We start from the raw sequence: 26987 nt of genomic DNA, 5'->3' as shown, positions 1-26987 counted from the left end.
ATGACCGAACGCTCTACGCAATATACTGAAAAGCAGAAGCTACTTCGGCTGCTCAGTACGCAAATATTTTACCTGGAGTGCATGCCTGTCCATTTCAATACCTCACTTGTTTCTAAGGCAGTCCATAAGTTTTAAGCCTGCACGTCACTTTTATTTTTCGTCACTGATGAGTCTGTGGCAGGCAGAGCACCCATCCGCTGGGCCATTTCAGCCCCAGCTGGTCAGAACACATACATCACACGACAGATTTCACGTTCTGAAACGTCACATACCCGTAGCATAGCCAAAATTCAATAGTTTGCAAGAAAATAACGAATCAAATCGAATATGGCGTTATTAAAGTTAATATTAAGATGATATAATAAGTTGGAGGATTTGATTTGCAAGCTATGTTTCTCCCCCGTACCTAACCTCGTTCCTCGGTCTGGCACGGTATCGAAACGGCTTGTGCTCAAACCCGTTGGGTTCTGCGCGAATAAATAAAAAAGACAAAACACCAATTAAAATAATAATAAAGGTGACAAGAATGGAAAAAGTTAAGAATAAGGGTGGTCGCCCAAAAAAGCTAAATCCACGTACGATTGTTAGTGAAGTGTATCTAAGTCAGCAAGAAGCCGAAGAGTTGAAGTTGATCAGTAAAAAATTCGGCTTCGCATATCTTTCTCAATTTTTACGGGCTGCCGCATTTGTATTGGCTGAACAAAAAAACATTGGACTGGATGCTAAGTCAGCTTCTGTCTCTGCCTACCTAGGCTCTATCGCTAGTGATATCAACGCTGTTTACTATTTGTGCAGTTTTCCAGGCATGCCGGACGCCGCTTACACACTGTCTTATTCCGCGAAAATTAAAATGACGCAATTGAATACGCTAATTAACGAGCAATAATAAAAATCGGAGTGCTGTAATGATTAGTAAAAGTAAAGCGTTTTCTGCGACGTTTCGGAATAGATTGGTATATGAGTTCGCAGCAAGACCCCAAGATTGTGAGAAAAGAAAGCTAGTGGAGTTTGTTGGTGGAAATTTAATTTCTGAAAATCCATTTTATGAAGTTTTAGATGGCGGTGAAAAGAAGGTTTTTGTTGATGTTGAGCCAATCATTAAAGAGTTTGAAAATTATGCATTACTCTACAAAGGGGGAAGTAACAGGCTTTGCGGGCATTACATTCTATCGCTAGCTAAAGGTGAGTCGCTTACAAGAAATGATTGGGTAGATGTGGTAAGAAATTACATGCGTGATTTAGGTTACGATGACACGACAAAATATGTCGCGGTCATACACCGAGATACTGAGCTGGAGCATGTGCACATTGTCTCATCAAGAGTGAAACTTGTGCAGTCAAATTCTTCAAGTAAGCGCGCCACACTAGGAGCCCATTTCGAACTTGTGAGTGATAGCAACGATAGGCTAAAGGGAATGGATGCTGCCAGATCGATAGAGCGGCAATATAATTTGAAGTCTCCAGTCAGCGATGGCTGGACAAAGGAGATACCGAGTAAAGAAAATCCTGAAAAAGACCAAGCACATATCATTCGCGGTATTTCTAAAGAAATCTTCAAAGCAAGCAATCGTCCATTGAACATGTCTCAATTGGTTGATAGATTCGCGGAGCGAGGAGTCCAGATAAGAGTTCGCGATAAATTTGGTGTTGTAGAAGGCATCAGCTATAGGCTTGATCGACAGGACGGGCGTTGGATTACCGGTAGTACAGTGATGTCTACAAAGCTCACTTGGCAGAGTCTTCAAAAAAATTGCGGCGTTAGTTACCTTCCGTCTAGAGACAACGTAAAGCTTGGTATAGGCAGCGCAACGGCTAACCCTGATGTTTGCTCATTACAAAATGATGGTGCATTATTTCGTGCATATGTAAAGATTAATCCTCCTAGTCAAAACTTAAAATCATACGTTCGAAAAAACTCAAGGCGCGTTGGTATGCATCATTCGTACGACCGAACCGAGTTTTTCATTGGCTTCAATTTCGGTATGACCTACAGCATGCGCAAAAAATCACGAGCCGAAGTTGAGATTGAACTGGAAAAGGAGAAAATTGCAAAACTTGTAGCTTCTATTATGAAGTTATTGCAGCTTTTTATGGAAAGTCTATTTGGAGGATTGGCGGTCAATTTTGACTATGAGGCCAACATAAGTGAATACTCTCAAGCAGCACTGAGGCTTAATGTTCCAGTCGATTTAGACGAGGCAGGGAAATTTGTTCTAGATCATAACTGGGAGGAGGCTATTGCTGGACAGTTGAAAAAACAATTGTCGAGTTTATGGAGTATGTGCCGAGAAAGCGAAAAAGAAGCTGCGTTAACAAACAGTCTTTAAACATCGATTGAGCTAAATTGGAAGTTGCTAAATCGCGAGTATAAAGTATCAGTTTCCTAATATTTAAAAAATCCGGCACTCAAAAAAACGTGTGCGTTTCTCATGGTGGCGTACTGGGGGTATAACTTTTTGTGTTAGAATAATAGTATAAGAATAAAAAAGGATAGGATTCATGTATATTCGTATGAGTCATAACTGCGACAAAATTGTAGTACTCAAATCTGTATCTAGTCCTGTTGTTGCTTTTGATAGTAACGGTGGTGAGCTTAAAGGGCTGCGGAAAAATACTACAATTCAGGTTGCTTCATTTGATTTAATTGAGCCAATTAGTCATCCGGAAATTCCGGATGACAAGGCATCGGAATTTGAAGAGTGGAGAGCACTCCAGATACTTCGTATCAACAAAGCATTTATCGAGAACGCGGCCGCCGGTAAATTTGGCGGAACACCTTTGCTTAAGACGAGTTCAAAGCATGGCGATCCGATGGCAAAAGTCGGCGAGTTCAGCGGCGTAATTGTACCGTTAGTGGAAATACCGCTGGATTTAATCCAGAGCGTAGTAAGTGAGCAGGTTGCTGGTGAGCATTCTAACGGTAGCGCGGCCCGGACTATTGATGATGTTTCGTCAGAATCAGTTTGCTCTGACATGCTCGATATTATCAAAAGGGTCATGCGTTTCATTAATCTAAATGGTCGTAGAGGAATTGATATCTATTCGCGTGAGCAGACCCTTGATATGCGTGCTACTTGGGCGGCCCTTGGTTGCGTCTTGGATGGCAGGGGTATCGGCTACAAAGTGCAGGGGACGATAGGTGGTCGGAACGCAGCTGATGAAGGGCTAGAACTTTTTAACGAGATAAAAAAGCGTGGCTTTGAATGACATCAGAATTTATCAGTGATGAGGTGGACAGTCAGCTCGACTAGTCACTCCCCTGAGTGCTCTCCGCACCTTGTCTATCGCCGACCGGTTAAACTTCCTACAGGTGCTACAGATCGACCGCATTTCACGCAAATCTGTTCTGATTGAAGTACCCACTCCACATCCACGAACACGGCATCAATTCCGTGGGTTGGAACAGCCGCCAGTGCCCGCGTCATGATCGATCATCATGACCTAACGTCGCCCATTTGCACTTGCGCAGCGAAAGCTTACCCGGCCTGCGCCGTACTTAAAACGTCAGCTAAAACGCAATGCGTACGCACACGGGGAGGAGGGGGTAACCATTATTTACGTCAGCATGTGAAGTTTACAGCGCTTCATAAACCTCTAATTGAGTGTATTTCAGGCATCACTGGTCTGAAAAGATCAATGCTTTTCACACCGGGCCCTTTGCCATCCATCTGTGGCCAACAACCGACCTTTTCCGCCACAGATTTCACATGTGTGAGCGGAATGCTGTTCCGCGAACCTGATCCAGGCGTGAGATTCGGGTACGCGGCCCGATACCAAAATTCGAATGGTACCGAGCTTTTCCTTCACGCTATGAATGTAGGATGGTTGCTGCCCCTCGCGTTGATTAAGCTCTGCCATCAAAGAGCAGAGTGTGTCGATGATCGGGTACCAGCCTTCACCGCAATCGAATTTGATAGGTGCTTCGCCAGCCTTCGGAAAAGCATTTGGGTAGCGTTTTTGAAGCTCTAATGCGAGATCAGCATGCATCGGACTAACCTGTCAGAAGCGTTACGGGAGGCGTCGGTTGACGTTGCAGGTGACTAGGTGGGGCTTATTCATCATGCTTGGTTATGTTCACGCCGTTGCGTTGCAACATCGCTATCGATTCCCGTGCATGCTCTTTCATCTGCTTTAAGTAATCCGGATTTGGATCAGGACGGAGGGGGTTAGAGCTTCTTATGCTGCTTTCAGACTTCGTCCGCTCGCGTCTCAAGCGCCTTTCGATTATTTTCGCCAAACCACCGTGTTCGGCTGGTCGACGGCCATGGCGTAACGAATGCAAATCGAAGATCGGCGCGCCAGCTGGCACAGGATCCAGCTGATCAAAAGCGCGATGTAAATTGCTAAAATATATCCAGCCCAATGGCGCAAACGAGAGGATGCCATATCGGCTCCCGTTCTCAGTATCTACCCACAGGCTCTCACCGTGGGCATTGATATCAACTATCCGAGAGGTCTGTATCCTGTGGCCGTCAGCAAATCTGCCGCAAGACTCGGCGCGAACGTGGTGCCAGATCTCACCCTCTAATATCGACGGGCATGTCACATGCGCATTCGTGATGAAGCCCGTGAATTCCAATTCGTTTGCGTCAGCCTTCAGCTTCGCTATAACTTCGCAAATTCTGTCGTTCATTATTTATTCCTGTTTGCATTTTCTGACGCGGGGCTGCCCTAAGGCCTTTGGGTATCTCAGAGACAACGTGGTGAATCTCACTCGTCGTCAGAGGGATTGATCTCGCGTCTGGCTCGCCTGTCCACGGAGGTCAGCAATTCGCCCGAGTACAGTCGCCTGAACCCAATCCGGTCCCCTTCCCGCCAGTTCAGGGATTCGCAAACTTCATTTTGAAACTCCAGCACCAAATGCCCTTCGAAAGTCTGGGCGACGTGTCCGACCCACGTTGGTGACGTGCGGTCATCAAGAGACCTACGCATGATGGCGACGTCTTCGGGACTAGCAGTCGGGCGGCTTCTGGCATGAATCAGGAAGTAAGCAGCGCGCGCTGCCTGTTTGGATGATGCGGACGAGGTAACGTCTTCTGGATCGACGTTAAGCGAGCCCTCGCCTGTCACTCGTACGAGACCAGGTCGAAGTGCCTTGGTGCGAAAGTACGCGTCCAGGCGATTCCGGATTCTCATCCATGTCCCGATTGAAATCACTGCCAAATCCTCCAAATTCCTCACGAGTTAGTTCTCGTTATTGATGAGGCGAATCGGTGCTGGCCGTGAGCGTAATGCTGCTCGGTCAGCATCCAAAGCTATTACTATAAGTACGATATATCTTAGTATCAACTATCGTTGATTCCAATCTACCTGCATGATTCGTCTAATGCCAACTGTTTTCTTCAGTGGGCAGTGGCATGAGCTTCGAGAAAGCACTGGGAGCAGTGCTCAGAGATTTGCGGATCCGTGGAGGATGGACGCAAGCGCAATTTGACGGTGTGGTGTCTTCTCAATATCTCAGCGATCTCGAATTCGGCAAGCGGGCTCCATCGCTGGTGATTCTGCGCGGGATCTGCGCTCACATGGGCGTTGAGCTGGCTACGGTTCTCATCCTGGCGGCGGCTATTAATGACAGCACGGTAGAGCCTAGCGATGTTCTGAGGCGGGTAGAGCAAGAGCTAGCGGCATTTAAATATTGAATAACGAAGTCGCCATACCACGCTGATTAAGCTTTGATAGGCTTTGCAGCCGCTATGGCATCTACTCCTTCTGAGGAGAACATCCCGACGTATTTCATTGAGTGTGAGTAGCAGGGTATGAGTGGACATGAACACAACCATCCCCGCACTCATCGGATCCATCAGCCGATTATCGAGCGCCCCTAAGCAGCTGCGTAGCATCATCACGTTGATTGAAGATGATCGTGAGTGCGTCGATGGTGCTCAGCAACTTAACGACGGGTAGGTTGGTTGGCCGTGGGGTCGGAGCCCATCTCTGAACAGCGCAACAGAATGACGAAGTGTATGGGCAATATAGTTAGAGCGCGACCAACTCAGCGATTTTTGCCGCTACCACTGCCATTGAGTCTTCTACAGTGCTTAGGCCACTTCGGGAGGCGAGTAAGGGGCTGACATTGCGGAGAGCTTCGTATGTCGTGTTATGCACGATGGGAACGAGCTGGTTACCCGCCAAGAGTGCCGGAAGCTCTTTGTCGGCTACGCTCTCTTGGGGGAGGCGAGCCAGCAGCGCAGGGGTTACCAATAGCCCACCGTCCGCTCTTGACGAATGCTCCCTGTCAGAGGAGTTGGTTTGCCCATCATTAGGATTACCTGGCGGGGCCGTGAACCAGGGAGGAGGGGCTAGCGAAGGTGGGGCAAACCGTACGCCAATCCATGCCATTCAATGCCAATCATGCGTTTGTGCATGCAGTAGTGATATGCGCTGAGCCTCAATAAACACCTTGGGTTTGGTCTTAACGACCAAAATACTCCAGCATAATTGGCGTGTTTTTTGATTAATGGTCTTTGGTTCTGAGCTTTGCCAGGCCTTGTTTGATGTGGCCGGCGTTTTCACCAATTGTGTCAAGCGCCCCGCGGACGTTGTCCCCAACCTCGGCTAGACCCTGTTTCTCGACTTGGAGCGTTAACTCCATGACGGCTGCCTCCAGAGCCAGCTGATTGTGGTAGATCCTTTCCAGCACATCCAACAGCGAATACTCACTAGGCATGGCGTCGACTCCTTTCGAGAAAATCACAAGCATAGTACCGGTAGTGCCCCTGATAGGCAGTTATTAGCAGGTTGCTTAGAAATTGCTACAAAGCGAGGAACCTACGGTGTGTGATCCAGGCTGGCTAGTGCTTTGGGGGAGTGCTACAGCCAATCCATCATGGGCGCGACGGAAAACGGCGGGAGAGCGGGGCGGGTGAGGCGGTGGTTACGGACATGGGGGTTCTGGAATCCGTGAGGCTGGGAGGTGGGGGAGTTTATCAGGATTGGGCTTGCGGGGCTGAGGTCTTGCTTTGTGGGGCCAGGCGGGTGGGTGAGGTAGTGCGAATAGTTGGCGGAGGGTGGGAGAAGACAAATCTGTCTGCATTAACCGCGGACTCTGCGATGCACGAGCAGCATTCCGCAGTTGCCGCTACTCTGAAATATAACTCTGATGGGTGGCTGGACTCTAGGTTCTCTTGAGTGTGATTGAAATAATAGAAATTTACAGTCCGGTTGCCGGAGCGTGCAGTAACTTTGTGTGTCAGGTTCTTAAAGTGGAGGGCATCGCGATGAATAACAACTGGTGGAGCAATATGGGTTTTGATACACCACTGTTTTTTGGTTTAGTGGTGGTCTCCGGATTTGGCGGTGCTTTAGTAACAATGATTTTTTACTCGGTTTTTTGGAAGCTGATGAAGATAGTGCATCACCACAAAAAAATAAAAACTGAACAGAGTAAGGCTGAAGATGAAAGCGAAGACAAAGGCAAGGCCGTGACCGAACTTGGAGATGAGTCTTTACCAGAATTTCTTTTTACAGGTGTGTTGGTTGGAATAGTGGAAAGGGTTTTTTTTACATTCGCTATCTTGGCGCTTGGTAATAATGGGATTCTGCAATCTGCTATTGGGTGGGTTGCAATTAAAGGGCAGGTTCATTTCAAAATGTTTACCGATAAAGGAAGCAACGATGTACCTCGTGCATATTTAGGAATGCTTGGGTCGTTAGTCTCTCTGGCTTTTGCTATTTTGGGGGCGTATCTGTGGAGGCGCGGTTATTTTCTTACTATCTCACCGAGTAATGTTCTAGGGTGTTTTCCTCGAATAAACAAGTAGAGTCGCAAAGATTGTATTCTTGTAGTCCCTCGTCGATGTATTCCATCGCCTTCCATATGGAAAAACAGGGAAAATAGGACGAAAAATAGGGGCCGATTTTTTTGTGGTGTGTAAGAAAAGTAGTGAAAAAAAACTCGTCCCCTTTTCGTAATTCAATGTGCCAAGATTCGGCAACTAAGGATGAGCACCAATCGAATATGTCTAGCCCCCTATCCAATACCGATTTCATGCGGCTTGCTCTTGCCCAGGGGCGCTTAGCCTTACCTGTGTGCTTTCCAAGCCCGCCAGTAGGTTGCGTGCTGGTAAAGGACAACATGGTAAGCAGCCAAGGCTATACACAGGCGTCCGGGCTCTATCACGCGGAAGCGATGGCGTTAAGCCGATTAACGAATGACTGCTCCGGGATTACTGCTTTTGTCACGCTTGAGCCATGCTCCTTTCATGGTCGACCTCCGTCATGTGCTCTGGCACTGATAAACAGCGGAATCGAGAAAGTTTTTGTTGGGTTGCTTGATCCCGATCCGAGAATTCGGTAGCGGGCATAAAAATGCTGCGAGATGCAGGAATTGCAGTGGTTGTCGGCTTATTGGCGGAGGAGGCGGCTGAGGACTTAGCTGATTTTTTGGTAAGCAAGCCGGGTGGATCGTCGGATCGCAACGATCAGTAAATCGTTTGGCCACTCGGCGCAAGGTGGGATGCCCGGACGCTTATGCTCAATCCGCGAATGGTAATTCGATACTTAGTCTTATCGCTCCGATGGTAACGGTTTTCATGTGATTCTAGATACGCCAAATTATCTACAGCTACTAACCAATAACGATCTGACTAGCGGCTGGGTCAGCGCTAGTCTTATTAGATTTGTATTGTTGTAGAAAGAACGTACCAAAAAACTGAGGAAGACTCATGGACAAGAAAGATTCACCGCGTGGTTCAGAACTCGCGAAAGTAATACGGTCCGGTTCAATGGGAGAAGCAGCAAAGGAATATGTCGAGCTGGGGATAGATGCCTTGCTCGCTTCTGATGCTGCGAAATCAATCCCGGTCGTTAGCACCATAGCCGGTATCTTCAGCGCGACATTATCTATCAGGGATCATGTTTTTGGCGGCAAGCTTCTTCGTTTTCTCAGCCAGCTTTCCGAGATTTCAGAAGACAAGCGAAATGAGATGCTGCGCAAGCTTGGAGAAAACGACAAATTCGCTGGAAGAGTAGGTGAGACGATAATCGAAATTCTGGAAAGGATGGAGAGCGCGAAAAAGCCTGAGCTTGCAGCAAAATGTTTTGCGGCTTATGCCAGAGAAGACATTTCGTTTGAAGAGCTTAGCCGCATCTTATTCGCTCTTGAGCGAATTCCGTCCTTTGACATCGACAAAATAGGCCAATTTTCCAGGGCAAAAATCGAAGACGCAGTCGAAATGGATGAGTCTCTTCTGCTTGCATTTGTGAACGCCGGTCTAGGAATGAACAATGGCGGCCTTGATGGTGGTGCCATTCTCCCGACCAAACTCTGCCAGCTGTTTGTGAAGGCAGGCCTGGTGGGATAGTCACGTGGTGGCCGATAGTTGCCGTCCACGAACGTCCGCTTCTGGCTGCGGATTCAACCGGTGGACGCAACAGATTGGCTAAATCGTTCAGCGGGCGTTTCGTAGTTTAGTGTTTTTCGAGGGCGGATATCTGCTTCACATCGATAGCGGCTTGCCAACAAGTGCTGCCGACATCGCTATGAAATGAATATGCCCTCCGAGATGAGTGCGACGCATGATGTCGCACTGATCTGGAGAGTGTAGGGTGTGGATCTGGTGAATTGCTCACTGGTGAACACAAGATCAAAGCATCTGCTTTGCGAAAAATCTTCGGAAAGGATCGCATGGTCATCGGGAATTTCGATGGACAAAGCATCATACGTTCCGCTCAAGGCCCAAAATCCGAAGCCTTCCACTTCTCAGCTCGGATGTGCTCACCGTGCAATGGGGTGAGAACCCAGGCAGCCGATAGAGAGTTCGACAGGTTTCATGCGCAGGTATCTGCACGAGTGTCGGCAGGCGAGGATCCCTTGTCAGTCTTTGACTTGCCTCATTATGCGGCTGGTGTGGAGGCTTATCTCGATGTGCTCCGCTATTTTTCAAAGCTTTTGTGCTGTCATGTTGCCGAGTCCAGCGGTCCTCGATTGCCGAACGTTTGCAGGTTTGCAATGGGCTCAGTCGACCGAAATATCATTTGGCTGAGCGTTGACCTAGATCCTACCTATCAGGAGCTTCTCCCATGGGGAGTGTGCTGTCCCCACAGAGACCCCATCCATTAAAATGCCCAGAACCATTACGCAGTCCGCACGGACTGGCCCGACTAAGTCACTGACATCTGCTAATTGAAAGGGCGCTGCCACAGGCTAAAGCCGTAGCCTACGCGGCAGTAAATGGGCCCGTGTGCCCGCAACGCGAACTCAACTGCTGGGTGGGGATGCGGATGTCGCCCAAAAGGAAAAGCGGAGAAGACGCTGTACTCAGGGTTGATAACGCGTGCGACGTCATCGTGCCAGCTGGTGATTGCCCCATGATGCATCACTTGAAGGACTTTAACGTTTTCGATGCGCTGCTCTCCGAGGTAAGCAACCAGTTCATTGAGCCTCTTTTTGGTCTTTAGTGAACCGTCACCTGTGAGTAGGAGCGATTTAGGCGTGGCTATATCCATCGCATAGGGATAAGGCCAGAAGTAGTATGGCGCATGCAAACGGTATTGCCAGAAATTAAGCTTTTCAAAGTCTGTGGCAGTCAGGTGATTCGAAGTAAAGATTGCGTAGTCTTTATCCGAGGAGCAGTCTATCGCGCCGGTATAGACGAATAGAGAGATAAGGTTTCTTGCTCGGTCTGACGCGCCGAAGGTCTTGTTGTAAATACGCTCCATTGAGCGTTTAACAGCTTCAAGGCTACCAGGGTAGCTTGGATCCAGAATGGTATTCGAAAGCTTTCGAATAAGCTTCTGAAAGGGCTTTGACGACTTTTTCTCGAAGGATGAATCATTGTATGGAATAAATTCCCATACACCTTTAACTGAAAATTTAGCGGAGGGGCTTAGCCACTCGATGGGATAGCTGCCAGGTAGGTAATTCTCGTCGAAGGTAACAGGCGGACGCAAAGGTGGGGGCTCAATAATCAAATCGTCGTCTAGCAGTGGAAGTTCGATTACCGGGCGGTCCTCTTGCTCCGTAGAGTTGGATGGCGGGACTATGGATATCCGCTCGACGTTGATGCCAGGCGTCGAAGAAATATACCTGATGGGATCAAGCGCAAAGAGCTGCCAATGTTTGAGTGAGCTAGATTGCCCCTCTAGCATGATGCTCAGTCGTTTGCGTAACGACATGTATGGAAGCACTAGGCGACGAACGTTAAATGTCTGTAGAAGCTCGATCAGCCCACAGATATGATCTCTGTCGAAATGCGAGATAAATACAAGATCCAGCTTCGGATCGCAGTCACTTCTAGACTCAGTCACTAAATCTGACAGGCTCGCTATTTCATTACTCAGATCCTTGAAATGAGCGCTCAGATAGGTTCCACAGTCAAATACCCACCAGAATGGTTCGGACCCTCCAACGAGAACTGCCCCACTAGTGAAAAGGCCTTGGCCAACAGGGTGAAAATTGTAACTCGCTTGCCACGGTGTCATCTATTGCGCCTACTAGCCGTCCTTGAATGATGGCATTTTGGCACAATCCTTGACGTTCTACAGCCATTTCCAATCTCCCCCGATTGGCCTGTGCTCACAGCAGCAAGGGGCTGTCAATCGGACTCATGTAATCATCCACCGTTCGACTACGAGGGCTCGACTTGCCCTCGGGAGCCGCTCCGCGGAAGCTACCATGGTGCCTTCCTGCCGAATGTAGTGTCAGGTGCGCGGTTCTGATTGTACCAAGCATCGAGTTCATCAAGCGGATGATGAAATTCACTTCTTTATCGATCCTAACGTCATGTCCTGGCTTCTTGATGACGTAAAACAAGTAGTTACCCTTGATTCTGGTCGGGGGCATTCCGGCGAATGCCGACGGATCCACAGCTGCGCTTGAATATTCGCAAGACGGTTGGGGCAGGCTGTCAGCCGCTCCTGGCCGATAGGAGACGCTAGGCGTCTAGCTATGGTGAAATCCGATATGGATGCCAGCCCGCACGGCTGTATCTTCGCAACGCCATCAGAGTGGATAGCAGCGCATCCGAGCTTTCCAAGCTCTTTCGGCGAACCGTGGAGACGCAAAACAATTTTCTAAGGAGTTTTTATGCCCATCCCTTCCGCAGTTTGGAACACCATCGAATCCGACATGCGTGCCGTAACAGTCCTGACTCAGACCGGCTGTGACACGCACGCGCTGGCCCTGGTGTTCAGTTCAATTGATAAAATGGCTTGGCTTACCAGCGCAAATATCGACCACACCCGTAGTGACTACATACGTTGGGTCGACGACTACCTGCTACCAGCAGGCTCAATCGCTCTTGACGCCATTGACCTTTACGCAGCGAGATGCGGATTTCTCCATACTGGTTCCTCAGAGTCAAAACTGTTTCGCGACGGAAAAGCGAAGCAAATCTTTTATTCCGTCGGGCCTCGTAGGCCACAGGGAGAGATACTGACCGAGGTCCACGCGAAGCTACCAAAATTAGGTCTCACACCAGACGACGTGGTCATAGTTCAGTGCATCGAGCTGTTGGAGCAGTGGGTGGCAGCTATGGAGCGATTCACCGACGCCATAAAGGCAGACGCCTCCCTTGAGGCCCACACAAAAGGGCGGGCTGAACTTCAATTGGCCGTTTTCCCAGCAGCTTTAGGCCAACTACGGCCTGTCCGCAGCCTCTAGGATCCCTCACAACCGAACCGCCTCAGCGCAAGCCCGCATCGGGTCGAAAGCAGCTGTTCGTAAATGGCGGCTAACCCAAACCGGTCAGTCGAAACAGGCAGAAATCGACCCATTGCAGACGTTCCCGAACGCCCAGGCACGCATTCCCAGTAAGCGGAGCGAATGACTTGAGTCGCCTGTCAGGAGCTGAGCTGGTCGAATAGCTTTTGCAGAAAAACATCGCCCGCCACTGAGTCTGATAGCAAATAATGCCCAGACCAATTGTCCCAGCCGGCTGCGAGGCTGAACTCAGCACATTGGAAATTCTGGTGAATTTTTTCATCAACGCCTATGACAGGTGAACCCAATCGTTTGAACCCTCGAAGTTTGATCAGGTTTTCAGCTAGCGATAGCCAACAAGCGTCTGACAACTCGTTGGAACTGAGTGTCAGATGTCTATTAGCTGCCGTGTCGAGAGTTGGGTTCATCTATTGCCGTCTAAGGTTTGACGCGAAGGAATGCACAAACGTGGCTGCGGGGGCGTTGTTTAGGTGCCTGATCAAGTTTGAGACCGTTTTATTGCGTTGGCGAGCTGTTCGGCGTTGTTGCGCAATTCAATGAATTTTTCGTTTAGCTCGACATGACCTGGATTCCAAGAAAGGACGCCATCGACATAGCTTTGACCAAGAATGAGATCATTTAATGAGCCCATTCCGCCATAGGCTGACAGTAGATACTCAATCCCAGAGTAATCAGAATCCAGCAATAGTGCCCTTGCCTTACGCATCCAAAAGCTCCAGTGGGTGTCTCCATCGCTTTCAAGCACGATTGCAAGCTGATCAAGAATGCAGATCAGCTCTCCAGTTTTCGGTCCCAAAAGCAGACGCTTGCGGCGCATAAGCCTTAGATAAAATGAACTACGTAAGCCCGCTTATGTTCCACGTCATAAGTATGGGTATGTCACTTTGACTCAGGAGTTCCAAAATCTAGCTTTTGACATAGGTGGCTACCGACTTGCGAATCTCCTCCCTCGCCTCATCTGCGCTCCCCCAGCGGCCCATCTTCACCCACTTGCCCGGCTCCAACACTCTGGAGTTTTCGAAATAATGCTGGATCTGGGCGAGCAGTAGTACGGGAAGGTCTTCCCATTCCTTCACGTTGCTGTACAACGCGCTAAGCTTCTCGTGCGGTACCGCTATTATATTGGCTCCCGGGCCGGTTTCGTCCGTTGTGTACATAACACCAACTGGTCGACTGCGAACAACAACGCCAAGCGATACTGGGTAAGGGCAAATCACCAGTACGTCCAGAGGATCGCCATCATCACATAGCGTATTTGGAATAAATCCGTAGTACGCCGGATAGAGCGTTGCTGTACTGAGGAAGCGTTCGACGAAAATCTGCCCACTTAGTTTATCCAACTCGTAATTAACTGGAGAATGGTTTGCAGGGATATCAATGACCGTAAAAAAATCATCGGGAATTTCGTTACCTGCTGAAAAATCTTCATAACTCATATTCGTACTCCAATGACTTAAGAAGACTACCCATTAATCCCATTCAGTTTGCAATACTCCTCCCACTCCATTTCTACCATTTCTGCCACCTCTCGATGAAACTCCAGGGTCAAATTTTTCAGTTCTTCGGGCGACTCTGAAATCAATGTAAGCGTTAGCTCCCATACCTCGATCCCCAGCCGCATGGCCTCTTGTTCAAAGGCCGACTCGATGCAGAATTTTTTATCGTCCGGACTCAGTCCTTGGACGGCGTCGTTGAGTGATGAGTCGCCATTGAAGAACTTCGACAGCGCTAATTCTCTTCGCAAGTCATCCGAGTTCATCAGCTACTCCGGCCCTGTGAGTTGTCCGGGCATTTTCTTTCCAGTGTGAGGTCGCCTTTGCCACGGTCATGCAATCTGCGGCTCATCGAACCAACCGCGGATCGTTTGGTAAAAAAACAGATGCATTGTGTCCCACCAACGTTTCCACCAAACACCCGGTTCACCGTCTTCAAGTGCTACCAGTGGTAGGCTGCCCAGTTTTTGCTCAGCATCGTACAGATCCAGTCTTCCAACGACGGTGCCAGCAGAGATAGGCGCTTCAAGTGGTCCGTCAATCTCCAGACGTGTCTCTACTTCACGATTTTCATTCTTGGGTAATGTGAGGGTCATATCGTCCAACAATCCCAAGGCGATCAATCGTTCTTTACCCTTCCAGAGTGCAGACCACGTGAGTATTTCCCCTGCTTTTTTGTAGGTTTGGGTGTCGTAGAAGCGAAAACCATAGCCCATGAGCTTTTCCGTCTCTGCCGTGCGTTTAAGCGCGCTGCTGGCGCCAAATATCACACTGATCAAGCGTCGCCCAGCTCGGTGCGACGAAGCCGCCATGCAATAACCAGCGGCCTCAGTATGGCCAGTCTTCAATCCGTCAAAGCTTGAGTCGCGCCATAAAAGTAGATTGCGGTTGGCTTGCCGAATGCCGTTCCAAGAAAAGTGTTTTTTGGAGTAAAGCGCGTAAGAGTTAGCCCCTTGGCTGATGATTGCCCGCGCCAACAAAGCCATATCGCGGGCAGATGAATAATGCTCTGGGTCAGGCAGCCCGGTGGAATTCACAAAGTGCGTGTTACTCATGCCTAATACAGATGCAGTCGAATTCATCATCCCGACGAAGGCGCCCTCACTTCCAGCCACATGTTCGGCGAGTGCAACGCTTGCGTCATTACCAGAGTCAATGATCACACCGCTCAGCAAGTTGCGAACAGAAACCGAACTGCCTGGGTCGAGAAACATACGTGAGCCACCCGTGCGCCAGGCATTTTCGCTAATTGAGACGCTGTCATCATCTTTCATGTGCCCGGCCTTGATCTCACGTGTGGCGACAAACGCCGTCATCATTTTTGTCAGGCTTGCAGGGGGAAGTCGCTTATCGCTGTTGTGACTGGTAATGACGCTTCCCGTAGCCGAGTCGATCAGAATCCAGGCTCTAGCCCCGAGCTTTGGCGCGGCTGGGATCATCGCTCTTGGCGCGTTATTTTCAGCAAGGGCATGGTTAGCGAAGACTACAGGCATCGTTAGACAGAACAGGGTTAACACAAGCGGGGACAACAGGTATCTCACAAGGAAGAGGCCCTAGATCAACATAAAGTGGTGTAAAGCTAGCCCTCAGGGTGGCGAGCCTCAAAATTAAGCTGGATTAATTTAAATTTAATGTGCCGGTATCGATAAATCCGCAAATCAACCGGAAACCGTCGGGCAGATAATCAAGACACGGGTGCCGCTATGCATAGCGGCAGGCTGAATATCCAACGTGTAGCCGTGCAATTTCACGATGGCCGCGACCAGGGATAATCCGAGGCCATGGCCGGGTTGCATTCTGCTAGCGTCCCCTCGATAGAGCCTGCGGATGACGTGTGTACGGTCTGTCTCGGGTATGCCAGTGCCATCGTCAGCAACTTCAATGATGACCGTTGAATCCTTGATACTTCCCCGCAGTTTGATGTGCCCTCCCTCTGGGGTGAATTTGATGGCGTTATCGAGCAGGTTGACCAAGGCTTCAAACATCAACGAAGAGTCGCCATACAGTTGAGGCAGGTTATTGGCAATTTCCAGAGAGAGCGTCTGAGAGCGGTCGAGTGCCAAAGGCTCATAAAATTCATGCGCTTGCTTTAACAGCGCCATAATTTTGAAAGGTGCAAATGCCGAGCGGCGACGAATGTCGTCGAGTTCAGCAACCCGAAGCAATCCTTGAAAACGCACCATGATCGATTCGCTTTCCTCAAGGGCTTGGTTCAAAGTTTGCTCGTGATCGTTGTCCATAGGCAGTTGCTGGAGCTGATAAAGCCTTGCACGCAGCCGAGTTAGTGGCGTACGCAAATCGTGAGCGACACCATCACAAACACTTTTGACCTCATGCATCAGTTGCTCGATATGATCGAGCATCGTATTCACGGCATTTGCCAGCATATCCAATTCATCGCGACGGGCGGATAAGGGTAAACGCTCCGACAAGTTGCCTGAAACGATGCTCTCGGTACAAAGCTGTAGGCGTTTGACACGGCGTAAGGGCAGACGCCGCAACAAGTGCCAACCAATCAATCCGGGGATGAGTGTTAACGAAAGTCCCCACATCAATGCCTGCTCGATAATCCCGCCAACGGCTAAAATCGAGCCGCCGTCACGCGCGAGAATAAGAATATGCCCGTCGGGGCGACGTGCTAGCAGGGCATAACTGCTTCTGGTTTCTTTGTCAGGTAACGCAATGCTCAGTCCGCGCTCAAGATAATGAACCTTGCCATCATCAGGCAAACTGGAGCGCAGTTTGAGCAGGTCTCCTGCAACGTGTTGTCCGTCGGAAGTGAACAATCCGTAAGCATCGATCCCGGGCGTTGAGTAGGCTTCACTGGCAGCCAGTTCTTTCACCAGTTTTTTGTCATCGATTTTTTGATAGTAGTGGGCACGCTGCAATAATGTCCGCTCTGCAACGGTGCCCAGGTAGTGGGAGATTTCCCAGTACAACACCCCGGTGAAGAGTGCCCCCCAAACCACAAAAAATATGGCGTAGAACCCGATCAATCGACTACCGGATGAGCGCCACTCCTCAGTTTTTGGTAGCAAGGACATAGCCGGCACCGCGTATTGTATGAATGACGGGTGTGCCTTCGTCGCCTTCAAGCTTTTTGCGAAGCCGACCAATGTGAACATCAATGATGTTCGTCCCAGGATCGAAGTGATAACCCCAGACCTCTTCAAACAGCATGGTCCGAGTGACCAACTGGCCGGCACTGCGCATCAGGTAATTGAGCAGCTTGAACTCGGTCGGTAGCAGCAGAATGTGTTCATCATTTCGAGTCAGTTTGTGTTCGACCAGATCCAGTCGCAGGTTTCCGCAACAAAGTTGCGGATGGCCTGCGTCTACACTGGTGCGCCTAAGCAATGCGTCAAGACGCGCAACCATCTCGATAGCAGAAAAGGGTTTGGTCAGATAATCATCGCCGCCCGCACGCAGACCCTGAACGCGCTCATCGACGTCTGAAAGTGCACTGATCATCAGGACAGGTGTTTGAATCCCAAGACTACGCAACGTACTGACAATGGTTAGGCCATCAAAATCGGGAAGCATTCGATCCAGGGTAATGGCGTCATAACCTCCCGCAATCGCCAGTGCTAATCCGTCGCGTCCAGTTGCGGCCCATTTCGCACTGAAACCATGGCGTTGGAGTTCAGTGATGATGACTTCCGCCGTCACCTTGTCGTCCTCTATGACCAATGCGCAATTCATACCTTCCTCCGCTTCAGCCTGCTCTTAACGCTTGCGACTCAATGCCGCCTTGGCAGGTCCACCTTAGTGACCAGCGCAGCGGCCGAAGATTAAATTTTCTTAACCCACCTTAACCTTGATGCATGCCAAAGCACCGATATATTCGAAAACTGATGCGCTCCGCACCGAGAGGAGGGAAAACATGACCCCTTATTTGGCGTTCTTTTTGTTAGCCTTTGGTTTGATGTGTACCTACGCAAGTTGGGTCACTGCATGAAGCATTCAGGTGTACCTGATGTAGATCTGGGGCTATCAACCAGCCTCTTGCAACCAACGAATTCATGCTGATGTCAATTGTATAAGGATGCAGATCAATGCTCGGTTTCAGCCTTTGGAGCCCCCTATGACTCGGCAAAAAGAGTTTTTAGCAAAAGCGTTGGAAATACATCATGAGTACCAACAGGCGACAGCTGTCATCCACGCCATGATGAGTAAAAACATGGCCGTAGGTTCCGAGTGGGATGCTGCTGTCGCCAGGCAGCTCGCAGCTCTTGACACTTGGATGGAGCTTCCTAGAGGTTACGGAGACTTCCAGGCTGTCGACTGACCTTCATTTCAATAGATTTCCAGATCATGGCGTCTACCACAGGTGTGCAGTTCCAGGGGTGAGTGGGCGCGCTGAGTCTGCGCTTCGTGCGATATACGTCCCATTCACCTGATTCACTAAAGGAGTCGCAACGGGGCCCCGCACCTAGTCGACCTATTTCTCCCGCTTGAGGTATCTTGCTACGCCACAGACGCTCGAATCGTTTGCGCGAATTGGAGAGGGTGGCTTTGTCTATCGGTGAGCAAAAACTGGGGAGGGGAATGGACGAAATATTTGTCGTGCAAAAACGTCCATTGCCTACGGACGATGGGCCTGTTTATCGAGACGCGGTGAACAATTCCAACACGTATTTTTATTACCGGATCGTCAACACGGTTACGGGTATCTTCTTCAGTGAAAAGTACCTAGTGTGCGAAGAAGCAGAGACCGTATGCCAAAGTTTAAATCTGATGGGGCGCGATGACCTTTCTCGTTATCCATCCTAACCTTTGGTCGCTGGCAAAATGCGCTCATAAATGTCGATAGGCGTTTTTTCAGTCTGCCAAGTCGTTTACCTGTCTTTCCAAATTCGAATTCGGATATCCAGGCATTAGCCCGTCTCGCAACTCCACATCTGTATGAAAGGCTGGCTGTTGGTCGGTATTCCAACCCACCGGCTCATGAAGTTGCACGCCCCATTAATGCACAATTGGTAGTCTCCAGCCTCCGGAGTACGCCCCAAGCGCAGAGGTTGCAGCGGTGGCAGCTGACGTTGGTAGTGCCAACTGCCATTTTCCAGTCGGGCGTCCTCAGGAACTTCCATTCCCGCACCATTGCCCCGGATTCTGGCTTCCTTCAACACAAGGCCTTGCTTGGTGACGCGGTAGTCCTCCTCCCAACGGATCTTCTCGATAGTGTGGTCCCACGCCAGCGTGAACTGCGAAATGGGCAACTGCGCCCAGACGACGCCAGCGAGACCCAGACACAATCCAATCATGCGTTAGCCGTCCCGACCTGCTTCGACCGCCACACGTGTTGAAGGATCACCAGCAGCCCAAGTGCAAAGCCAATTTCATCGGTCAGCGGCAACGCCACGATTAACAATGCTCCCGCGCCAACACTCAACAAGCGTTCCCATAGCGCCATTTTTTGTTGCAGGTATCCCGTTGATGCCATTCCCCAGAGACCGACCGCCAACGTTGTCTTGATCAACATGTAGGCAGTCATCCATAAATTGCCACCTTGCAACATTAGCGCCGGGTTGTAGACGGCCATGAACGGAATGATGAACCCAGCGAGCGCAATACGGACCGCCCATAAACTGATCTTGAATCCGGTCTCCTTCGCAATCGGTGCTGCGGCAAAACAGGCGAGGGCCACCGGTGGCGTTAGGTCGGCTAGGATGCCGAAATAGAACACGAACATGTGTGACACGATCAGGGGCACACCCAGTTCCAACAGTGCAGGTGCTGCGATTGAACTGGTGATGATGTAGTTGGGAATGGTCGGAATACCCATGCCCAATACCAGGCAGGTGATCATCGTCAGCACCAGTGAAAGCAGCAGGTTGTCCCGGCCAATGGCCAAAATGTAACCCGCAAAGGTTGAGGCGACGCCTGTCAGTGACACTACGCCGATGATGATGCCAACCAGCGCACAAGCAATCCCCACCGGTACCGCATGTCGCGCACCTTCGACCAGCGCATGCAAGCAAATCGTCAGCGTTTCCCGGCCACCTTTTATGAATCCGCACACCAATACCAGCACCGCGATGACTAAAAAAATCACTCCGATTCCCAGCTGGAAGAATCCTGTGCACAGAACTCCGAGGGCGATCCAGAACGCACAGCGCAGGCCAAAATTACGTACTCTGAGAATGATCGCCGAGCCGAGAATGACGATGGCCGTCAGTGCCAGCCCCACCATGCCGGAGAACAGGGGCGTGCGACCGGAAAACAGCAGATAAACCAGAACCAAGAGAGGAGTCAGCAGGTACCAGCTCTTCTTTACCGCGCCCAGTGCACTGGGGCATTGGTCCTTGGGCAGGCCTTTGAGGTTCGAGCGCTTGGCTTCCAGATGTACCATCCAGAACACGGAGCCGAAGTAAAGAATCGCGGGAATCAACGCTGCCTTGGCAATCTCCACGAACGGCACGTTGATAGTTTCAGCCATGATAAAGGCGACGGCCCCCATCACGGGCGGCATCAACTGGCTGCCCATGCTGGAGGTCGCTTCGACCCCGCCGGCAAACGCCGCCCGGTACCCAAAACGCTTCATCAACGGGATAGTGAATTGCCCTGTCGTCACGACGTTGGCAATCCCGGAACCGGTTATGGTCCCCATCAGTGCCGACGAGGCGACTGCGACTTTGGCCGGACCGCCCAGCTTGTGACCGAACAACCCCATGGCGAAATCTGTGAACAACTTGATCATGCCAGCCTGTTCCAGAAAGGCACCGAACAGGATGAACAGGAAAATGTAGGTGGCCGACACGTAGGTTGGTGTTCCGTACAACCCTTCTGTACCAAATGAGAGTTGGTTGATGATCTGGTCAAATCCATATCCCCGGTGTGCCAAGTCGCCGGGCAGATATTCGCCTAACAAGCCATAAGCCAAGAACAGGCCGCAGATGATTGGAAGCGCAATTCCCATTACCCGTCGGGCGGCTTCGAACACCAGTGCGATCAGCACAAGACCAATCACGGTGTCTGCTGTCGTCAGATCGCCGGAGCGCTGAATCAGGTCAGCCTCGAACACCCACTGATACAAAGCCGTGGCAATCCCAGCCAGACTGAGTACCCAAGCCAGCGGTTGCCAGGGACGATCCTTGCCGTAAGCGGGGTAGCTCAGAAAAACTACCCAAAGCAAAAAACCGACGTGTACGGCGCGTAAAACCTGACTTGAGATGGGTGCAAACGCTGCGGTGACAATCTGAAAGATCGAGAACAGCAACGCCACGTAAAACAGGGTTTTTGGCCAGTCTCGCGGATTTGCAGAGATGCCCTGATGATCTTCACTCATTAGCTGCCTGCCTCATGACCACATTGAAAAGAGCGAAAGAAGGCGTAGCGGTCCTGCCGCCACGCCTTGTGTCATTACAACGCGCCCTTTTCCTTGTAGTAGCGTTCCGCGCCCGAGTGCAGTGCTATCGGCAGGTTTTTAGCTGCATTTTCCAGCTTGATGTCCTTGGCCGCTGAATGAGAGTTGCCCAAGCGAGTCAGGTTTTCGAACAACAGCTTAGTCATTTCATAAGCCACTTCATCGGATACATCGGCACGCGTTACCAGAATATTGGTAATCGCAACCGTAGGTACCGCTTCAGGTTGCCCATCATAAGTATTGGCCGGAATCATCGCGCCCTGATAGGCGGGGTTGCCGATTTTTGCGACCACCTCAGTCGGGATTGCAACGTAGTTCAACGGCATGACAGAGGACAAATCGCGAATAGCCGCCATGCCCAACCCGGAAGATTGCAGGGTGGCATCCAACTGCCGGTTCTTGATCAATTCGACCGATTCGGCAAAGGGTAGGTATTGCACTTTACCCATGTCTTCATAGGTCAGGCCTGCGGCTTTGAAGATCGCTCGCGCGTTCAGTTCAGTGCCTGACTTTGGCGCTCCTACGGAGATGGTCTTGCCTTTAAGGTCCGCCAGAGTTTTGATTCCTGACTCTTTGCTGGCCACTATTTGAATGTAGTTAGGGTAAGCACCCGCGATGGCGCGCAATTTGGTTAACGGCGCACTGAAACCGGCGTCTTCCACGCCGTTCTTCGCATCGGCTACGGAGTCCCCCAGTGCGAGTGCCAACTCTCCACGACCGGCTTGCAACAGGTTCAAATTTTCCACCGAAGCTTTTGTGGCCTGAACCGAAGTCTTCACGCCTGGGATGCCGTCGTTATAGATCTGCGACAGGCCAACACCAATTGGGTAGTAAACCCCACTGGTTCCCCCCGTTAGAATGTTGATGAATACTGGAGCAGCCTGAACTGCGGTGGTGACAGCCAACGTAGCGGCGGCTAACAGGGCAAAGCGGCTTATTACTCGCATGGGAAATCTCCGTCTTGTTTTTGTCTGTATGCAGAGTGATTCCACTGTAGTTGATTCAGGCGCGGACAGTGGTGGATTGAGCCAATCTCGGCGGTGGAAGTGCTGGTAAAGGCTTGCAGTGACGGGATGGTTGTCCGCATTGGAGCTAGAGCCGTTGGACGACAGCGCATATCCGGTTAGTCTTGCCAGCACCACAGTCCTGAAACTCAATGGGAATTTGCTCGGGTGATCAAACCGATAGTGCTACTACGCCGCCGCTTCGCCTCCATACGCTGGCGCACACGCGTGACGCTCTGGGCGGCTGCGACCCTGGCGGGCCTACTTGTCGTGATGTTTGCTCGGTTGGCTGATCTGGCACTGACGCAATTTGCGCAACAGACTGCCGAACGGCCCTGGTTGCCGTTTATTTACACACCCTTGGTCGGCATGTTGGTAGTGTGGTTGACCACCCGTTTTTTTGTCGGCTCCCAAGGCAGCGGCATTCCCCAGGTGATTGCCGCCACGCGCCTGGCGCATCAGGGCAAACCCGTCGACAAACTGGTGTCGCTGCGCATTGCCTTTGCCAAGATAGGACTTGGCACACTGGCGCTGACCGGTGGTTTTTCCGCAGGACGCGAGGGGCCGTCGGTGCAAGTCGCTGCTTCGATCATGCATTTCTTTCACCGCTATCTGCCCAATGCGCGAATCATCCGCAGCGAGGACCTTATTCTGGCCGGAGGGGCGGCAGGCATCGCGGCAGCCTTCAATACACCACTGGCCGGTGTGGCCTTTGCCGTCGAAGAGCTGGGGCGCAAGCTTGAGACCCGCACCAGCGGAGTCTTGCTCAGCACGATCATCCTGTCGGGGATGGTCGCCATCGCCTTGCAGGGCAACTACAACTATTTCGGTCACTTCGACATACACGAAATCGGCCTGGATATCATTGCCCCGGTGCTGGTGATCGGAGTTGGCTGCGGGCTGCTGGGCGGCCTGTTTAGTCGGATGTTGCTGTGGCCCCAGCGCCATCATCGATTCGTCCTCTGGGAATGGCGGCGCACGCATCCTGTATGGTTCGCCGGCGCGTGTGGAATGATCGTGGCAATACTGGGCTGGTTGAGTGGCGGTATGTCATTTGGCAGCGGCTACGGGATCACGTCGCAGATCATCGTGTCCGATGTCGGCCTGCCATGGCACGCACCGATCACGCGTTTTCTTGCGACGGTAGTGACTTACTTCTCCGGTATCCCGGGCGGCATTTTTGCCCCGTCCCTGGCAGTCGGCGCCGCTGTAGGAGCCAACGTCGCGGACTTCTTTGGTTTGGCGACGCAGCCTATCATTGCGCTGTGCATGGTCGGTTTTCTGGCCGCAGTAACACAGTCCCCGATCACTTCCGCAATTATCGTGATGGAGATGATCGACAGCCATGGGATGGTGATCAGCCTCATGGCAGTCGCATTGATTGCTAAAGCGGTCAGCGCACGGATGGGGCCCGAGTTGTATCAGCAGCTGGCTCGTGGCTTTCTGCAATCGCCGGATAATGACGTCACAACCCGAAAGACAAATCCTTAGGGTGTTCTAGTGGACCAGTGTTCGGGCCAGTGCACTGAGCTTCGCCTGGTCTTCCGACAATGTGAGCGCATGTTCCGCTCGTTGGAGCAGTAGACTCATATGTCTGGTACAGGCACTTTTGAAAATATCCGGATTTATCTGCGCCAGACTGATCAGGGCCTTCATCAATCGGACGTCCACTTCAATCAAGCTCGCACCATCTCTGGCGATGGGAGCGAAAAAATCGTCGAACAGGTCACCGACATCCAGTCCGTGCAGGAAGACTCGCTCGCACCCTGAACCTATTTCCGCCATCTGTTCTGTTGGTTTACCCCAGCAGGTAAGGCTCCTGACCCCGCGTCCCAGTACGTCAATTGCAGTTCCAGGATCATTGACCGCAGGCGACAAGGCTCGTGAGGCGATCTCCGACAGCACCGAAAGCCCGAACCGTGGATCGTGTTCAAAGGTTCGGCGTACGCCAATGGTCAAGGCACCCAGGATTTTTTCAGCGCAGGCCCCCGGATCTCCGATGTGTTCATTGCTTAAAATCACGACCTGGGCCAGACGCATGCCTTCATGCACAAAGCTGCCGGGAAGAATATCGAGATAAATCTGCGTCTCATGCTCTTCAGCAATCGCACCCAACGCATGCACATCGACGTGTTGGACATACCCGGTCTGAAGACTCGTAACGGCTTTCGCTGAGCACGGAACACTCCCATCGGCAGGGTAGGCGACGCCCCCCAGATAAGGCCATTCGACCCGATTTTGTATCGCATGGATGGTGGCCGCTTCGACGCGATCAATGGTTTCACCCACCCGCCCCAATCTCGATAGGTGATCGATCCAACGCAGAAGTGTGTACACGATCAGAATCACCACGCCGATGGTCACTGCAAAAAGCAGAACCCTTCCTTGCGCGCCATAGGCTCCAGTACTTAATGCAATGATTCCCACCAAGCTAAACAGAAATGAACCGATAAAGGTGGCGAGGGCATTTTGGGTAGTGCGGTCTTCCATCACCAGTGTGGTGGCGCGGGGTGTTACGCCACTGCTAGCGGCGCCGTAGGCCGTCACCATTGTGCTGAGCGAAAAGGTGGTCACGGCGAGCATGCTGGAGGCGATGATGCCCAAAATCTTGTCAACAGCGTCAGCGCCGATACGCGCTGGCAGTGAGGCGGGAATGTAGTCATTGAAGACAACGGCGAGCAATGCGGTCGCCACACCCAGTACAGAAAATAAACTGGCTCTGAACCAGAGCCGTTTCGTCATCTGATGTAGCAGCCAGCGCCAACGAGCGATCATCTTCAATACCTTTTATAGCGACGTCACTGGTCCACGATTCAAGTTCGGTCTGCCAATGCAACAACTCGATCACCTTTGATGGAGTGACATTGCCGGCGGAAGGTTCATTGGCGGAGTCATTTGCTTCCCGCTGTTAAGCTACCTATCATCGAGCCGGGTGCGTTGCTGCATACGGCACATCGCAGGTTAATGCTCAAACGTTGGTCGGGCCGCCAGCGGAGAGTTAATGTGCCTGATAAAAACTTGGCGTCCCCCTCTATTCCACTTCCCCAAGAGTTGACCGCACGCGCGCTGACAGCGATTGAGCGGTTTACCCATATCGAAGCCGTCAGCGGTGTCGTTCTATTACTCGCGGCATTGGTAGCGCTGATCTGGGCGAACAGCCCGATTGCCGACTCCTACGAGCATTTCTGGAACACCCAACTCACTTTAGGGCTAGGTGACTTCAAAGTCGCTTGCTCACTACACTTTTTAGTCAATGACGGCTTGATGGCAGTTTTCTTCCTTGTTGTTGGGGCGGAGATACGCCAGGAGATTCATGACGGTGCGCTTGCGAACTTCAAGTTGGCGACCCTGCCTCTAGGAGCCGCATTGGGCGGCGTCTTGGTGCCGGCGATCATTTACACGCTGTTCAATCATGGAACCGAGGGCAGTGCTGGGTGGGCCGTGCCGACGGCCACCGATATTGCATTCGCAGTAGGTGTTCTCGCGCTTTTGGGGAAGTCGATTCCAGGCGGTATTCGTGTTCTGTTATTGGCACTGGCCATCATCGACGACATTGTCGCCATCCTCATCATCGCCGTGTTCTATACCTCAACCTTGGACTATTTCGGCTTGGTGGTGGCGTTGAGCGGACTGGCTCTGGTGCTGGCTTTTCAGCGAATGGGCATTAGCAAGGCCTACGCGTACGTATTGCCTGGCGCCATTGTGTGGTTTGGTCTCCTGAAAACCGGTGTGCACCCAACGCTCGCTGGGGTCGTTCTCGGACTGATGACACCGACCAAATCTAAACCCACAACGGAACGCCCGCTAGATACCATCGGTCGTACGTTCCATGAACTAATGGATCGACTTGCCCAGTCCGGGAGTAGTCCGCAGGCAGTGGCGAAACCGCTGGAACAACTCCGGCACGCCCAGCGGGAAATACTGCCCCCAGTGCAGCGAGTCCAGGCAGGACTGCATTCATGGGTAGCTTTTGGGGTTATGCCTCTTTTCGCACTGGCAAACGCTGGGGTGAGTCTAGAGGGCAACAGCCTGGAAGATGCTGTCTCACTGAATGTATTCATTGGGGTTGTATTGGCACTGGTACTGGGCAAGCCTCTCGGAATCGTTTTGGCCAGCGTAACCCTCGTTAAACTCAAAATTTGTGAGCTACCTGAGGGCGTGACCTGGGCGGGTGTCGGCCTGGTGGGACTGCTGGCGGGTATCGGATTCACCATGTCCATTTTCATAGCGTCGTTAGCGTTCCCTGATCCGGCGTTACTCTCAACGGCGAAACTTAGCGTGCTCGCGGCGTCTGGCTTAGCCGCACTCATCGGATTGATTTGGGGGAAGCTGAAGTACTAAGCACATTTACTATGTGCCAGTTTGCAACGATGCAATCGCCACCCGGCAACGGCTGACTTGCCATTGCTCGGTGGCGATTACAAGCATGCCCAAATTCATACAAGTGGCGCAAAGCCCTCCTA

25 protein-coding genes and 1 pseudogene are annotated in these 26987 nt (G+C 51.3%); 12 read left to right on the top strand and 14 right to left on the bottom strand.

Annotation, left to right across the window (positions count from 1 at the left end):
- The first annotated feature begins 526 nt into the window (after positions 1 to 526).
- From ACA052_RS16305 to ACA052_RS16295, 3 genes are all read left to right on the top strand, one after another.
- Positions 527 to 886, top strand: coding sequence for a hypothetical protein (locus ACA052_RS16305; protein WP_497645791.1), 360 nt, complete (start codon positions 527 to 529; stop codon positions 884 to 886).
- A 19-nt stretch (positions 887 to 905) separates the two neighbouring features.
- Positions 906 to 2327, top strand: coding sequence for a relaxase/mobilization nuclease domain-containing protein (locus tag ACA052_RS16300; protein ID WP_497645790.1), 1422 nt, complete (start codon positions 906 to 908; stop codon positions 2325 to 2327).
- A gap of 172 nt (positions 2328 to 2499) precedes the next feature.
- Positions 2500 to 3207 carry a hypothetical protein gene (locus ACA052_RS16295; protein WP_497645789.1) on the top strand — a complete coding sequence of 236 codons (708 nt, stop codon included), beginning with the start codon at positions 2500 to 2502 and terminating at the stop codon, positions 3205 to 3207.
- A gap of 426 nt (positions 3208 to 3633) precedes the next feature.
- On the opposite strand, the gene ACA052_RS16290 is transcribed toward ACA052_RS16295, so the two are convergent.
- On the bottom strand, positions 3634 to 3987 hold the full coding sequence (locus tag ACA052_RS16290; protein ID WP_497645788.1) for a hypothetical protein: 354 nt from the start codon (positions 3985 to 3987) through the stop codon (positions 3634 to 3636).
- Between the two features lie 64 nt (positions 3988 to 4051).
- Positions 4052 to 4633 (bottom strand): hypothetical protein, encoded by a 582-nt coding sequence (locus tag ACA052_RS16285; RefSeq protein WP_497645787.1) that lies wholly within the window; start codon positions 4631 to 4633, stop codon positions 4052 to 4054.
- 724 nt (positions 4634 to 5357) lie between these two features.
- Between ACA052_RS16285 and ACA052_RS16280 the strand changes: the two genes are divergently transcribed.
- Together ACA052_RS16280 and ACA052_RS16275 are read left to right on the top strand one after the other, a co-directional pair.
- Entirely contained in the window at positions 5358 to 5639 is a 282-nt protein-coding gene (locus ACA052_RS16280; RefSeq protein WP_497645786.1) for a helix-turn-helix transcriptional regulator, read from the top strand.
- A gap of 117 nt (positions 5640 to 5756) precedes the next feature.
- A pseudogene (locus ACA052_RS16275) lies at positions 5757 to 5895 on the top strand (metal-sensitive transcriptional regulator); the annotation flags it as partial.
- A 559-nt stretch (positions 5896 to 6454) separates the two neighbouring features.
- Here ACA052_RS16275 and ACA052_RS16270 read toward each other — a convergent pair.
- Positions 6455 to 6667: a hypothetical protein gene (locus tag ACA052_RS16270; protein WP_497645785.1), complete on the bottom strand. Its 213-nt coding sequence runs from the start codon at positions 6665 to 6667 to the stop codon at positions 6455 to 6457.
- A 550-nt stretch (positions 6668 to 7217) separates the two neighbouring features.
- On the opposite strand from ACA052_RS16270, the gene ACA052_RS16265 reads away from it, so the two are divergent.
- The 3 genes from ACA052_RS16265 (at position 7218) to ACA052_RS16255 (ending at position 9302) form a co-directional block, all read left to right on the top strand.
- On the top strand, positions 7218 to 7760 hold the full coding sequence (locus ACA052_RS16265; RefSeq protein WP_497645784.1) for a hypothetical protein: 543 nt from the start codon (positions 7218 to 7220) through the stop codon (positions 7758 to 7760).
- A 155-nt stretch (positions 7761 to 7915) separates the two neighbouring features.
- Positions 7916 to 8296 carry a bifunctional diaminohydroxyphosphoribosylaminopyrimidine deaminase/5-amino-6-(5-phosphoribosylamino)uracil reductase RibD gene (locus tag ACA052_RS16260; protein WP_497650339.1) on the top strand — a complete coding sequence of 127 codons (381 nt, stop codon included), beginning with the start codon at positions 7916 to 7918 and terminating at the stop codon, positions 8294 to 8296.
- A gap of 367 nt (positions 8297 to 8663) precedes the next feature.
- Positions 8664 to 9302, top strand: coding sequence for a hypothetical protein (locus tag ACA052_RS16255; RefSeq protein WP_497645783.1), 639 nt, complete (start codon positions 8664 to 8666; stop codon positions 9300 to 9302).
- A gap of 817 nt (positions 9303 to 10119) precedes the next feature.
- Here the strand turns inward: ACA052_RS16255 and ACA052_RS16250 are convergent.
- Complete coding sequence (locus ACA052_RS16250) at positions 10120 to 11421, bottom strand: hypothetical protein (protein WP_497645782.1); 1302 nt, start codon at positions 11419 to 11421, stop codon at positions 10120 to 10122.
- 604 nt (positions 11422 to 12025) lie between these two features.
- Here ACA052_RS16250 and ACA052_RS16245 point away from each other — a divergent pair.
- The gene (locus ACA052_RS16245) at positions 12026 to 12601 is read left to right on the top strand and encodes a hypothetical protein (RefSeq protein ID WP_497645781.1); all 576 of its coding nucleotides are present in this window, start codon (positions 12026 to 12028) and stop codon (positions 12599 to 12601) included.
- Between the two features lie 538 nt (positions 12602 to 13139).
- Here the strand turns inward: ACA052_RS16245 and ACA052_RS16240 are convergent.
- From ACA052_RS16240 to ACA052_RS16215, 6 genes are all read right to left on the bottom strand, one after another.
- Entirely contained in the window at positions 13140 to 13478 is a 339-nt protein-coding gene (locus ACA052_RS16240) for a DUF6966 domain-containing protein (RefSeq protein WP_497645780.1), read from the bottom strand.
- Between the two features lie 88 nt (positions 13479 to 13566).
- Positions 13567 to 14097: an inorganic diphosphatase gene (ppa, locus tag ACA052_RS16235; RefSeq protein WP_497645779.1), complete on the bottom strand. Its 531-nt coding sequence runs from the start codon at positions 14095 to 14097 to the stop codon at positions 13567 to 13569.
- A gap of 26 nt (positions 14098 to 14123) precedes the next feature.
- The gene (locus ACA052_RS16230; protein WP_497345921.1) at positions 14124 to 14420 is read right to left on the bottom strand and encodes a DUF6388 family protein; all 297 of its coding nucleotides are present in this window, start codon (positions 14418 to 14420) and stop codon (positions 14124 to 14126) included.
- A gap of 66 nt (positions 14421 to 14486) precedes the next feature.
- Positions 14487 to 15647: a D-alanyl-D-alanine carboxypeptidase family protein gene (locus tag ACA052_RS16225; protein ID WP_497650338.1), complete on the bottom strand. Its 1161-nt coding sequence runs from the start codon at positions 15645 to 15647 to the stop codon at positions 14487 to 14489.
- Positions 15648 to 15812: 165 nt separating this feature from the next.
- Positions 15813 to 17198: a sensor histidine kinase gene (locus ACA052_RS16220; RefSeq protein ID WP_497645778.1), complete on the bottom strand. Its 1386-nt coding sequence runs from the start codon at positions 17196 to 17198 to the stop codon at positions 15813 to 15815.
- A complete protein-coding gene (locus tag ACA052_RS16215; RefSeq protein ID WP_214380597.1) occupies positions 17176 to 17856 on the bottom strand; it encodes a response regulator transcription factor in 681 nt (226 codons plus the stop codon). Before ACA052_RS16215 ends, ACA052_RS16220 begins: the two co-directional genes overlap by 23 nt.
- A 382-nt stretch (positions 17857 to 18238) precedes the next feature.
- On the opposite strand from ACA052_RS16215, the gene ACA052_RS16210 reads away from it, so the two are divergent.
- Entirely contained in the window at positions 18239 to 18442 is a 204-nt protein-coding gene (locus ACA052_RS16210) for a hypothetical protein (protein WP_214380598.1), read from the top strand.
- Between the two features lie 589 nt (positions 18443 to 19031).
- Here the strand turns inward: ACA052_RS16210 and ACA052_RS16205 are convergent.
- The 3 genes from ACA052_RS16205 to ACA052_RS16195 form a co-directional block, all read right to left on the bottom strand.
- Positions 19032 to 19418, bottom strand: a complete 387-nt coding sequence (locus tag ACA052_RS16205) for a DUF1850 domain-containing protein (protein ID WP_214380599.1) — start codon at positions 19416 to 19418, stop codon at positions 19032 to 19034.
- On the bottom strand, positions 19415 to 21442 hold the full coding sequence (locus ACA052_RS16200) for a TRAP transporter permease (protein ID WP_497641129.1): 2028 nt from the start codon (positions 21440 to 21442) through the stop codon (positions 19415 to 19417). Before ACA052_RS16200 ends, ACA052_RS16205 begins: the two co-directional genes overlap by 4 nt.
- Positions 21443 to 21516: 74 nt before the next feature.
- On the bottom strand, positions 21517 to 22467 hold the full coding sequence (locus ACA052_RS16195; protein WP_497345930.1) for a TAXI family TRAP transporter solute-binding subunit: 951 nt from the start codon (positions 22465 to 22467) through the stop codon (positions 21517 to 21519).
- Positions 22468 to 22692: 225 nt separating this feature from the next.
- Here ACA052_RS16195 and ACA052_RS16190 point away from each other — a divergent pair, with 225 nt between their 5' ends.
- Positions 22693 to 24015, top strand: coding sequence for a chloride channel protein (locus ACA052_RS16190; RefSeq protein WP_497641127.1), 1323 nt, complete (start codon positions 22693 to 22695; stop codon positions 24013 to 24015).
- Between the two features lie 6 nt (positions 24016 to 24021).
- Here ACA052_RS16190 and ACA052_RS16185 read toward each other — a convergent pair whose 3' ends face one another.
- The gene (locus ACA052_RS16185) at positions 24022 to 25299 is read right to left on the bottom strand and encodes a DUF2254 domain-containing protein (RefSeq protein WP_497641126.1); all 1278 of its coding nucleotides are present in this window, start codon (positions 25297 to 25299) and stop codon (positions 24022 to 24024) included.
- Between the two features lie 228 nt (positions 25300 to 25527).
- Between ACA052_RS16185 and nhaA the strand changes: the two genes are divergently transcribed.
- On the top strand, positions 25528 to 26865 hold the full coding sequence (gene nhaA / locus ACA052_RS16180) for a Na+/H+ antiporter NhaA (RefSeq protein WP_497641125.1): 1338 nt from the start codon (positions 25528 to 25530) through the stop codon (positions 26863 to 26865).
- Positions 26866 to 26987: the final 122 nt, after the last annotated feature.

The sequence above is a fragment of the Pseudomonas sp. LBUM1644 genome (genome assembly GCF_059716195.1).
Note: the sequence above shows the minus strand (reverse complement) of the source record. Positions and strands in the feature narration are given on the sequence as shown.

Excerpts from the sequence above, each read along its gene's own strand:
- ACA052_RS16305 (WP_497645791.1), top strand. The coding sequence starts at position 527 with ATGGAAAAAGTTAAGAATAAGGGTGGTCGCCCAAAAAAGCTAAATCCA.
- ACA052_RS16300 (WP_497645790.1), top strand. The coding sequence starts at position 906 with ATGATTAGTAAAAGTAAAGCGTTTTCTGCGACGTTTCGGAATAGATTG.
- ACA052_RS16295 (WP_497645789.1), top strand. The coding sequence starts at position 2,500 with ATGTATATTCGTATGAGTCATAACTGCGACAAAATTGTAGTACTCAAA.
- ACA052_RS16290 (WP_497645788.1), bottom strand. The coding sequence starts at position 3,987 with ATGCATGCTGATCTCGCATTAGAGCTTCAAAAACGCTACCCAAATGCT.
- ACA052_RS16285 (WP_497645787.1), bottom strand. The coding sequence starts at position 4,633 with ATGAACGACAGAATTTGCGAAGTTATAGCGAAGCTGAAGGCTGACGCA.
- ACA052_RS16280 (WP_497645786.1), top strand. The coding sequence starts at position 5,358 with ATGAGCTTCGAGAAAGCACTGGGAGCAGTGCTCAGAGATTTGCGGATC.
- ACA052_RS16270 (WP_497645785.1), bottom strand. The coding sequence starts at position 6,667 with ATGCCTAGTGAGTATTCGCTGTTGGATGTGCTGGAAAGGATCTACCAC.
- ACA052_RS16265 (WP_497645784.1), top strand. The coding sequence starts at position 7,218 with ATGAATAACAACTGGTGGAGCAATATGGGTTTTGATACACCACTGTTT.
- ACA052_RS16260 (WP_497650339.1), top strand. The coding sequence starts at position 7,916 with ATGTGCCAAGATTCGGCAACTAAGGATGAGCACCAATCGAATATGTCT.
- ACA052_RS16255 (WP_497645783.1), top strand. The coding sequence starts at position 8,664 with ATGGACAAGAAAGATTCACCGCGTGGTTCAGAACTCGCGAAAGTAATA.
- ACA052_RS16250 (WP_497645782.1), bottom strand. The coding sequence starts at position 11,421 with ATGACACCGTGGCAAGCGAGTTACAATTTTCACCCTGTTGGCCAAGGC.
- ACA052_RS16245 (WP_497645781.1), top strand. The coding sequence starts at position 12,026 with ATGCCCATCCCTTCCGCAGTTTGGAACACCATCGAATCCGACATGCGT.
- ACA052_RS16240 (WP_497645780.1), bottom strand. The coding sequence starts at position 13,478 with ATGCGCCGCAAGCGTCTGCTTTTGGGACCGAAAACTGGAGAGCTGATC.
- ppa (WP_497645779.1), bottom strand. The coding sequence starts at position 14,097 with ATGAGTTATGAAGATTTTTCAGCAGGTAACGAAATTCCCGATGATTTT.
- ACA052_RS16230 (WP_497345921.1), bottom strand. The coding sequence starts at position 14,420 with ATGAACTCGGATGACTTGCGAAGAGAATTAGCGCTGTCGAAGTTCTTC.
- ACA052_RS16225 (WP_497650338.1), bottom strand. The coding sequence starts at position 15,647 with ATGCCTGTAGTCTTCGCTAACCATGCCCTTGCTGAAAATAACGCGCCA.
- ACA052_RS16220 (WP_497645778.1), bottom strand. The coding sequence starts at position 17,198 with ATGTCCTTGCTACCAAAAACTGAGGAGTGGCGCTCATCCGGTAGTCGA.
- ACA052_RS16215 (WP_214380597.1), bottom strand. The coding sequence starts at position 17,856 with ATGAATTGCGCATTGGTCATAGAGGACGACAAGGTGACGGCGGAAGTC.
- ACA052_RS16210 (WP_214380598.1), top strand. The coding sequence starts at position 18,239 with ATGACTCGGCAAAAAGAGTTTTTAGCAAAAGCGTTGGAAATACATCAT.
- ACA052_RS16205 (WP_214380599.1), bottom strand. The coding sequence starts at position 19,418 with ATGATTGGATTGTGTCTGGGTCTCGCTGGCGTCGTCTGGGCGCAGTTG.
- ACA052_RS16200 (WP_497641129.1), bottom strand. The coding sequence starts at position 21,442 with ATGAGTGAAGATCATCAGGGCATCTCTGCAAATCCGCGAGACTGGCCA.
- ACA052_RS16195 (WP_497345930.1), bottom strand. The coding sequence starts at position 22,467 with ATGCGAGTAATAAGCCGCTTTGCCCTGTTAGCCGCCGCTACGTTGGCT.
- ACA052_RS16185 (WP_497641126.1), bottom strand. The coding sequence starts at position 25,299 with ATGATCGCTCGTTGGCGCTGGCTGCTACATCAGATGACGAAACGGCTC.